Annotated in this window: 2 protein-coding genes; both read right to left on the bottom strand. The window is 71.5% G+C overall.

Annotated elements, in window-relative coordinates; translation table 11 throughout:
- A partial coding sequence (locus tag ACIRQP_RS41350) for an amino acid adenylation domain-containing protein (RefSeq protein ID WP_403900486.1) occupies positions 1-3,251 on the bottom strand: 3,251 nt, incomplete at its 3' end.
- A gap of 28 nt (positions 3,252-3,279) precedes the next feature.
- On the bottom strand, positions 3,280-8,646 hold a 5,367-nt coding region (locus tag ACIRQP_RS41345), incomplete at its 5' end, for a condensation domain-containing protein (protein WP_403900484.1).

The raw sequence follows: 8,646 nt of genomic DNA, 5'->3' as shown, positions 1-8,646 counted from the left end.
CCACCCACACCACCCACCACCACACCCGCCAACTCAACCCAATGACGACACAACCGCTCCACCGACACCGCATCGAACAAATCCGTGCTGTACTCCATCTCGCCGGAGAGGCCCCCGTCATGACCCCAGAACTCGAAGGTGAGGTCGAACCGGGCCGACTCACGCGGCACATACACCCTCTCGGCGGGCATCCCGCCGAACTCCGTCAGCCCCCCGAAGGCGTTCTGGAGGACGACGGCCGCCTGCACCAGCGGGGTCCTGCTGGTGTCACGCTCGGGAGCGAGCTCGTCCACGAGCCGGTCGAAGGGCACGTCCTGGTGGGCATACGCCTCCAGCGCGGTGTCCCGGACGGAGGCGAGGAGATCCCTGAACGGGCGAGACTCGTCGACCGTCGTCCGCAGGACGACGGTGTTGACGAAGAAGCCGATCAGGTTCTCGGTCTCCTCGCGGTCACGCCCCGAGGTGACCGTGCCGACGACGATGTCCTGACGGCCGCTGTAACGCGCGAGCAGTAGTTGTGTCACCGCTGTGAGTACCATGAACAGGCTGGCGCGTTCGCTCCGGCCCAGCGCGGCCAGGCCGTCGGCCAGATCCTTCGGCACCTCGAAGGTGTGTACCGCGCCGGCCGAGCTGCGGACGGCGGGACGCGGCCGGTCGGTCGGCAGATCGAGCGCGGGCAGGTCAGCCAACTGTTCTCGCCAGTAGTCGAGTTGCCGCTCCACCGACGCGTCGGCGAGCGCGTCCCGCTGCCAGAGCGCGTAGTCCGCGTACTGCACCGGGAGTTCGGGCAGGCCGGTCAGGGCGGCGGGGGTCGAGCCGAGGAGGACGTTGGGGGGCACGGCAGTGGAGACGAGCCGCGCGGCGTAGAGGGCGCCCAGGTCGCGTACGAGCACCCCGACCGACCAGCCGTCCGTGACAATGTGATGGAGCGTCGCGACCAGTAGATGTTCGGCGGGAGCGAGCCGGATCGTCAGGATGCGCAGCAGTGGACCGGTGCGCAGGTCGAAGGGGGTGGCCTGCTCGGCCCGTAGCACCGCGTCGAGTTCGGCGACCCGCGCGTTCTCCGCGAGGGTCGAGAGATCGAGTGTGCGTACGGGGACGACGGCGCCCGGATGCACCACCTGGACCGGGCGGCCGTCCTCGGTCTCGAAGGTGGTCCGCAGGGTCTCGTGCCGCGCCACCAGGTCGGTGACGGCCTCCCGCAGCGCGGATCCGTCCAGTTCGCCCGAGAGGCGCAGGGCGGCGGCGGTGTTGTACTCGACGCTTCCGGGGGTGAACTCGTTGAGGAACCAGAGGCGTTGCTGCCCGGGGGCGAGCGGCAGAGCCGCGGCCCGGTCGGCGACCGGGATGGCGGCCGGCCCCGCGGTGGGCTTCGTCTTGTCCTGCCGCTCGACGAGACCGGCGAGGCCCGCCACCGTGGGCCGGTCGAAAAGCGTGCGCCAGGGCAGCGCGACGGCGAGGGTGCCCCGTACCCGGGACACGACCTGGAGGGCGAGGATGGAGTCACCACCGAGGTCGAAGAAGTCGTCCTCGGTGCCGACCCGTTCGACGCCCAGTACGCCGGCCCAGATACCGCACAGCGTCCGCTCGGTCGCGGTGCGCGGGGCGACGTACTCCCGGTCGGTACCGTCCGTCCCGTACTCGGGCGCGGGCAGAGCTCGGCGGTCCAGCTTGCCGTTGGCGGTCAGCGGGAGCGCGTCCAGTACGACGAAGGCGGCGGGGACCATGAAGTCGGGCAGCTCGGCGGCGACATGCGCCCGCACGTCACCCAGGTCCGGCCCCTTCTCGACACCCGACTCCCCGTCGGTGCCCGGCTCGGCCACGAGATAGGCGACGAGCCGCTTGACGCCGGGCAGGTCCTCACGTGCCACGACGACCGCACTGCGTACCGCCGGGTGACGCGCCAACACCCCCTCGATCTCGCCGGGTTCGATGCGCAGGCCGCGCACCTTCACCTGATCGTCGCTGCGTCCGCCGTACTCCAGCGCACCGTCCGGCCGCCAGCGCACCACGTCCCCGGTCCGGTACAGCCGGCCGCCCGAGGCGAACGGGTCCGCGACGAACCGCCCGGCGCTCAGCCCGGCCCGCCCGTGGTACCCACGGGCCAGGGGGCCGCCGAGGTACAGCTCGCCCCAGGCACCGACCGGTACGCGCCGGAGTGTGTCGTCCAGTACATGGGCCCGGGTGTTGGCGATGGGCGCGCCGATCGGGTACGGGCCCGTGACCGCGGCGGACAGCGGGGTACTGAGGGTCGCGCATACGGTGGCCTCGGTCGGGCCGTACGCGTTGATCACCCGGCGGCCGCCGGCCGACCAGCGGGCGACGACATCCTCCGGGCAGGTCTCGCCACCGATCACCACGGTCCGCAGGTCGGGCAGTTCGGCCTCGGGTACGGTGCCGAGGACGACCGGCGGGACCATGAGATGGGTGACGCGGCGTTCCGCGAGCAGCCGCAGCAGCTCATCCCCCATGGGCTGTCCCGGCGACAGTACGAGGGTGGCCCCCGCGACGAGGGTCATCATGATGTCGGCCATGGAGACGTCGAAGCTCGGCGAGACATACTGGAGCACCCGGCTCTCCGCACGGAGCCCGAGCGCCTCGACATGAGCGACGGCGAGCCCGAGCAGGCCCCCGTGCGGCACCACAACGCCCTTGGGCCGACCGGTCGATCCGGAGGTGTAGATCATGTAGGCGGAGGTGTCCGCCCCGACGGCGGTCTCGGGCGCCGTTGCGGGGCGCCCGGCCAGGTCGGGGTCGAGACGGTCCAGTTCCAGGACGGGGGGCGTTGTTCCACCGGCCCGGAGCGCGAGCGTGCCGTGCCGTGCGATCAGCACCTGTGGGGTGCTGTCGGCGAGCATGTAGTCGATTCGGTCGGCCGGGTAGCCGGGGTCGATCGGCACATACGTACCGCCCGCCTTCAGTACGGCGAGCAGCGCCACGACCAGCTCGGCCGACCGCTCAAGGCAGACGCCGACGCGGGCTTCGCCGCCGACGCCGTGAGCGCGCAGCAGCTGGGCCAACCGGCTTGCCCGATCGTTGAGTTGTCGATATGTCAGGGAAGCGGCGGCCGAAGTCGTCCCCGCGTCCTCGACCGCGACGGCGTCCGGGGTGTTCCTGGCCCACCGCTCGACCGTCCCGAGCACGGTGGTGCCGAGCAGGTCCCGCCGTACGGTGTCGTTCCAGCTCTCCGGTACGGGGCGCCCCTCCGCCACGGATACGGACTTCCAGTTCGGCGAGGACGCCGTGTTCATGAATCCCCCTCCAGTTCCCGCTTGTTGCTCAGTGCTCTTGCCGCTCTTGCCGCTCGTCCTGCTCGTCCTGCTCTTGTTGCGCTTGCTGCGCTTGCTGTATCGAGTCCTCGAGTTCCTGGAGGATGCGCTCCTCCACCGCGACCGCGAGACCGGTCACCGTCGGGGAGCCGTAGAAGGCGCGGACGGAGAACCCCACCCCGAACGCGGCCCTGATCCGGGAGTTGATCTGCAGGATCTGAATCGAATTGCCGCCGAGTTCGAAGAAGTCGTCCTCGACGCCGACGCGCTCCACGCCAAGCACCTCCTGCCAGATACCGGCGAGCACTTCCTCTCCCGGGTCACGCGGTGCGATGTACGCGGTGTCGGCCTGCGCGGCGGTGTCCGGGGCGGGCAGGGCGCGGCGGTCGACCTTGCCGTTGGCGTTCAACGGCAGGCTCGTCAGTTCCATGAACACCGACGGCACCATGTAGCCGGGCAGCAGTCCCTTGAGATGGGCGCGCAGGTCGCCCGGGGCGAAGGCGTGCCCGTCCTGTACGACCACGTAGCCCACCAGCCGTGCCGCGCCGCCACCGTCCTGCCGCGCCGCGACCACCGCGCGGGCGACGGACGGGTGCCGCCGCAACGCGGACTCGATCTCGCCCGGCTCGATACGGAAACCGCGGATCTTCATCTGCTCGTCGGCGCGACCGGCGAACTCGATGTCGCCGTCCGGCAGATAGCGGGCGCGGTCGCCGGTCCGGTACAGCCGCTCGGCGGGATCCGCGCCGAAGGGATCGGCGACGAACCGCTGCGCGGTCAGTTCGGGCCGGTTCAGATATCCCCGGGCCACACTGGGACCGCCCAGATAGAGATCTCCGGTCACACCGACCGGCACGGGCCGCAGCGCGCTGTCGAGGAGATACATCCGGATGCCCGGGTTCGGCCTGCCGATCGGCACGCCGGCGGTGTCGGGCAGCGCTCCTCGTACCGCCGGATAGAGCGAGGATTCGACCGTGGCCTCGGTCACCCCGTAGGTGTTGAGCACGGTGGTGCCCTCGGCGGCCTCGTCCAGGAGCCGTCGGCAGTCGTCGGTACGCCAGAGATCCGCGCCGGCCGCCAGCACCCGCAGCGGGGGAAGGCCCTCGCCGTGGCGCGCCGCCTCGTCGGCGAGCGCGGTGGCCAGCGCCGGGACGGTGTCGAGATGGGTGACGCGGGCGGTCCGCATGAGTGTGAGCAGCTGTGCGGGGTCGGCGATGGCCTCGGAGGGTGCGATGACGAGGGCGCCGCCATGGCAGAGGGCGTGCACCAGGTCGGAGACGAACACGTCGAAGGACATACTGGCCACGTTGAGCTGCCGTACGGGACCGCCGACTGCCGGTCCACCGAAGGCCGATGCGTCGGAGGCCGATGCGTCCGAGGCCGTTCCGCCGGCCCCGGGCACGCCGTCCCCCGGCCCGTCGATCTCCCCCCTCCCGGTGAACCCGTACGCCGCGTTCCAGGACGCCGCGCCATGGCTGATGCTGCGGTGCTCGACCATCACGCCCTTGGGCCGTCCGGTGGACCCCGACGTATAGATGACATACGCGAGATCGCGCGGGGCGACACCGGTCTGCGGCGTTAGGTCGGGCAGCCCGGCGATCAGGTCCCACCGCTCGTCCAGAGGCAGCAGTGGCGCGGGCCCGGCCGGCAGACTGTCGGCGAGGGACCGCTGCGTGATCACCAGCCTGGCGGCACTGTCGGTGAGGACATACGCCAGCCGCTCGGCGGGGTGCGCGGGGTCGAGCGGGACATACGCGCCGCCCGCCTTGAGGACGCCCAGCAGGGCCACCACCATGTCGGGGCCGCGCTCCAGACAGATGGCGGTGACCGTCTCCGGGCCGACGCCCCGCGTGACGAGATACTGGGCGAGCCGGTTGGCACGCGAGTCGAGTTCGGCGTATGTCAGCGTGGACGCTCCGAACACCACCGCCTCCGCCTCCGGCGTTCTGCGCGCCTGCGCGGCGATGAGGTCATGCAGACAGGTGGAGTGTTCATAGGGGATCCGGCGACCGCTCCAGCCATCACCCGCACCGTGCCCCGTAGCGTCGCCGTCGCCCTTGCCGTCGCCGTTACCGTCGCCGTCGCCGTTACCGTCGCCGTCGCCCTTGCCGTCGCCGTCGCCCTTGCCGTCGCCACGCAACAGCCGGTCGCGTCCGCTCTCCGAAAGCAGGGGCAGATCGGCGGGCGGGCGGTGCGTGCCGCCCGGCATGCCGCGCAGCAGTACGGCCAGATGCTCGGCCATGTGCACGATGCGGTCGTGGTCGAACAGCGCGGGGTCGTACGCGAGCACCAGCGCCAACTTGTCCGCGTCCGCGTAGGCGGTCAGATCCAGCGGGTAGCCGGCGGTGTCGACCGCGTGCACATCGGTGACCCGCAGTCCGTGCGCGGTGGCGGCCTCCTCGTTGCCGGGGTAGTTCTCGAAGACGACGATGCTCTCGAAGAGTTCGGTACCGCACGGCAGTTCGGCGCAGTCGCGCACCTCCCGCAGCGCGAGATGCTCACGACTTCTCGCCTCGGCCTGCTCGGTCTGGAGCCGGCCGAGCCAGTCGAGAAGGCTCTCGGTCTCCGGTACCCGGGTCCGTACGGGCAGTGTGTTGAGGAAGTTGCCGACGGTGGACTCCATGCCGGGGAGGTCGGCGGGCCGCCCGGAGACGGTGGCGCCGAAGCACACGTCGTCCTCGCCCGAGTAACGGGACAGCAGCAGCGCCCAGGCGCCCTGCACCACCGAGTTGAGGGTGAGCCGGTGGCGTCCGGCCATCTCCGTCAGCGCGCCGGCGTCCTCGGTGGACAGCTCGATCCGTACCCGCCCGGCGGCATGGGACCGGTGGCCGGGGGCGGGACGGCGGTCGACGGGCAGAGGGGTCGGCGAGCCGAACCCGGCCAGTGCTCCGCGCCAGTACTCCCGCGCCGCCGCCGCGTCCTGCCGGCCCAGCCACTCCACGTAGTCCCGGAACGGCGGCCGGGCCGCCAGAGGCGCGTCCCCGCCCGTTCCCGTACCGAGCGCGCGGTACTGGGCGAAGACATCCTCGAAGATCTGCGTGGTGCTCCAGCCGTCGAGCACCACATGGTGGAAGGTCCACACGACACGGACGGCACCCTCCCGCGCCCGTATCAGGACGAGCCGCATCAGCGGGGCGACGGTCAGATCGATGCCGGCCGCGAGCTCCTCGTCCATCAACTCGCTCAGCCGCACGGCCTGTTCGTCGGCGTCGGCATCGGTCCAGTCCAGCTGCCCGATTCCCACGGTCGCGTTCCGCCGGACCACCTGAAGGGGCTCGGGCACACCGTCCCACACCAGATGTGTACGGAGCGCGGGCGTCGCGTCCACGAGCCGCTGCCAGGCGGTGGCGAGCAGCCCGGAGTCATCGGCGCCTTCGAGCAGGAACGACACCTGGTCGAGATAGACACCCGGCTCGGTGAGGGTGTGCAGCAGCATGCCGCTCTGCATGGGGGTGAGCGGATAGATGTCCTCCACTCCCGAGTCCCGCATCGCGGGGCCGACCCCTACCAGCGCGTCCACGGTGTCCTGGTCGAGCCGGACGAGCGGGAAGTCCGAGGGGGTACGGCGGCCCGCCTCAAGCTGCGCGCAGTGCCGTACGAATCCGCTGATCTCCGAGGCGAAGTCCCCGGCCAGCCGCTCGATGGTCGCGGGGCGGTGCAGCTCGGTCGAGTACGTCCAGGTGAAGGTCAGCCGGCCCCCGGCGACCACACCGATCACATCGATCAGATGCGCGCGTTCCTCGGAGGGGTGGTGGTCCTGCCCGGCGGCCGGCAGGGTCGCGCCCAGCGGACCGGTCGTGTCGGCGGATCCGTCAAACCTGCCGTGGTAGTTGAAGCTGATGCGCGGCTCGGCGGCGTCGGCGAGGGCCCGCCCTGGGGCGCCGTCGGCGGAAAGATGGCGCAGCGCGCCGTACCCGAGCCCTCGGTCGGGCACCGCCCTCAGCTGCTCCTTCACGGACATGAGCGCCGCGGCCCGGTCGCCGCCGTCGGGAAGCGCGAGGGCGACGGGATGGATCGAGGTGAACCAGCCGACCGTCCGGGTCAGATCGAGGTCGCCGAACAGCTCCTCGCGGCCGTGTCCCTCGACGGCGACGGCGGTACGCTCCCGACCGGTCCAGGTCCGCAGCGTACGGGCGAGCGCGGCCAGCAGTACGTCATCGGTGCGTGTCCGGTACACGTCGGGCACGCGGTGCAGCAGGGCCGCGGTCTCCTCCGCGTCCAGGGTGACGTCGACGGTCGCCTGCGCGGCCATCGTGTTGCCGCCGCCCGGGAGGTCGACCGGCAGCTCCGTGGCCCCCGCGTCCGTCACCGTCCGCCAGAAACCGGCCTGGTCGTCGAAGCCGCCCGCGGCGACATGCGCGGCCAGCCGCTGCGACCACTGCTGTACGGACGCGCTCTTCTCCCCGAGGTCGACGGGCCGGCCGGCCGCGGCCTGCGCGTACGCACGGGTCAGGTCCTCCAGCAGGATGCGCCACGACACACCGTCGACGAGCAGGTGGTGCGCGGCGATGAACAGCCACGCGGGGCGCTCCGGTCCCCGGTCCCCGACAAGCACACGGAACAGGGGACCGCGGGACAGGTCCATCCAGGACTGTGCGGCGAGCACCTGCTCCTGCCACGCCTTTTCGGCGTCGGCGTCGGCCTCGTCGGCGTTGTCGGCGTTGTCGGCGGCGGCGGCGGCGGCGAGGTCATGGACCGCGAACACCGCGTCGACGTCCAGGGCAGGGGCGATACGACCCGCCCAACCACCCGCGTGTGTGGCGCGTTCTGTACAGGTGAAGGTCGACCGCAGCGCGTCGTGCTGCGCCAGCAGGGCGGCGACCGCGGAACGCAGATGAGCGGGATCGGTGTCGATGGCCAGCTCGAAGGCCATCGACATGGCGAAGTGGTGCGGCGCGGCGGGGTGGTGGGCGAAGAACCACTCACGGATGGGCGTCGGCCCTACGGGTCCGCTCACCGCCCCCTGCGGCGCGAGGGAGGCGCCACGTGGCGCGGCGGTCGCCGCCGACGCCGCGAGGTCCGCGATGTTCTGCCTGAGGAACACATCCCGCGAGGTGAGGTCCAGCCCGGCGCGCCGGGCCCGGGAGACCACTTGGAGGCTGGAGATGGAGTCCCCGCCGAGAGAGAAGAAGTTGTCCTGAACGCCCACCCGTTCCCTGCCGAGGACATCGGCCCAGACCTCGCACAGCACCCGTTCCGCCTCCGTGCGGGGGGCGAGATACTCCCCTTCCGAAGGGAGGTCGGGGGCCGGAAGCGCCCGCTGATCGACCTTTCCGTTCGTGGTCAGGGGCAGCGCGTCCAGTACGACGAAGGCCGACGGCACCATGTACTCGGGCAGAAGCGCGGCGGCGTGCTCACGTAGGCCGGTGACGTCCAG

The sequence above is a fragment of the Streptomyces sp. NPDC102274 genome (assembly GCF_044766385.1).
GTDB lineage: Bacteria > Actinomycetota > Actinomycetes > Streptomycetales > Streptomycetaceae > Streptomyces.
This window is presented reverse-complemented; position numbering and strand designations above follow the sequence as displayed.